Here is a 1,846-nt window from a genome sequence, read left to right on the forward strand (position 1 = left end):
AGCATGGCAACGTCCTACCCTCGCAGGGGGCGACCCCCAACTACTCTTGGCGCTAAGAAGCTTAACTTCTGTGTTCGACATGGGAACAGGTGTATCCTTCTTGCTATCGCCACCACACTCTTTTTTTGAGAAAACTTATTCTCTCAAAACTAGCTAATATTTATCATTGATTTTTAAGCCGTACACCGTTTCACACCACTTTGTGGTTAAGTCCTCGACCGATTAGTATTGGTCCGCTCCATACATCACTGTACTTCCACTTCCAACCTATCTACCTGATAATCTTTCAGGGGTCTTACTTCCATAAAGGAATGGGAAATCTAATCTCGAGGTGAGCTTCACACTTAGATGCTTTCAGCGTTTATCTCATCCATACATAGCTACCCAGCGATGCCCTTGGCAGAACAACTGGTACACCAGAGGTATGTCCATCCCGGTCCTCTCGTACTAAGGACAGCTCCTCTCAAATTTCCTACGCCCGCGACGGATAGGGACCGAACTGTCTCACGACGTTCTGAACCCAGCTCGCGTACCGCTTTAATGGGCGAACAGCCCAACCCTTGGGACCGACTACAGCCCCAGGATGCGATGAGCCGACATCGAGGTGCCAAACCTCCCCGTCGATGTGGACTCTTGGGGGAGATAAGCCTGTTATCCCCAGGGTAGCTTTTATCCGTTGAGCGATGGCCCTTCCATACGGAACCACCGGATCACTAAGCCCGACTTTCGTCCCTGCTCGACCTGTAAGTCTCGCAGTCAAGCTCCCTTGTGCCTTTACACTCTGCGAATGATTTCCAACCATTCTGAGGGAACCTTTGGGCGCCTCCGTTACCTTTTAGGAGGCGACCGCCCCAGTCAAACTGCCCACCTGACACTGTCTCCCACCACGATTAGTGGCGAGGGTTAGAGTGTTCATACAACGAGGGTAGTATCCCACCAATGCCTCCTCCGAAACTAGCGTTCCGGTCTCTACGGCTCCTACCTATCCTGTACAAGTTATACAAACACTCAATATCAAGCTACAGTAAAGCTCCATGGGGTCTTTCCGTCCTGTCGCGGGTAACCCGCATCTTCACGGGTATTATAATTTCACCGAGTCTCTCGTTGAGACAGTGCCCAAATCGTTACGCCTTTCGTGCGGGTCGGAACTTACCCGACAAGGAATTTCGCTACCTTAGGACCGTTATAGTTACGGCCGCCGTTTACTGGGGCTTCAATTCTGGGCTTCGCCGAAGCTAACTCATCCTCTTAACCTTCCAGCACCGGGCAGGCGTCAGCCCCTATACGTCATCTTACGATTTTGCAGAAACCTGTGTTTTTGATAAACAGTCGTTTGGGCCTATTCACTGCGGCTGACCTTTCGGTCAGCACCCCTTCTCCCGAAGTTACGGGGTCATTTTGCCGAGTTCCTTAACGAGAGTTCTCTCGCACACCTTAGGATACTCTCCTCGACTACCTGTGTCGGTTTGCGGTACGGGTAGTTATATTCTAACTAGAAGCTTTTCTTGGCAGTGTGACATCAGTTACTTCGCTACTTAATTTCGCTCCCCATCACAACTTGTCCTTAAAGTTAAGCATTTAACTCAACTTCAGACTTATTGCTTGGACGCACATATCCATCAGTGCGCTTCCTTAGCCTGCTGCGTCCCTCCATCGTTCAAACAAATATAACTAGTACAGGAATCTCAACCTGTTATCCATCGTCTACGCCTCTCGGCCTCGACTTAGGTCCCGACTAACCCTGGGAGGACGAGCCTTCCCCAGGAAACCTTAGTCATTCGGTGGACAGGATTCTCACCTGTCTTTCGCTACTCATACCGGCATTCTCACTTCTAAGCGCTCCACT

At 50.3% G+C, this 1,846-nt stretch carries 2 rRNA genes (1 of these 2 cut by a window edge); both read right to left on the reverse strand.

The features are described from left to right. Position 1: 1 nt before the first annotated feature. A 5S ribosomal RNA gene (gene rrf, locus AC1RP1_RS07500) occupies positions 2-117 on the reverse strand. An 85-nt stretch (positions 118-202) separates the two neighbouring features. Then, a 23S ribosomal RNA gene (locus tag AC1RP1_RS07505) occupies positions 203-1,846 on the reverse strand (it continues 1,375 nt past the right edge of the window).

This window comes from Dellaglioa sp. CoH-56-MRSF-13 (genome assembly GCF_056782095.1).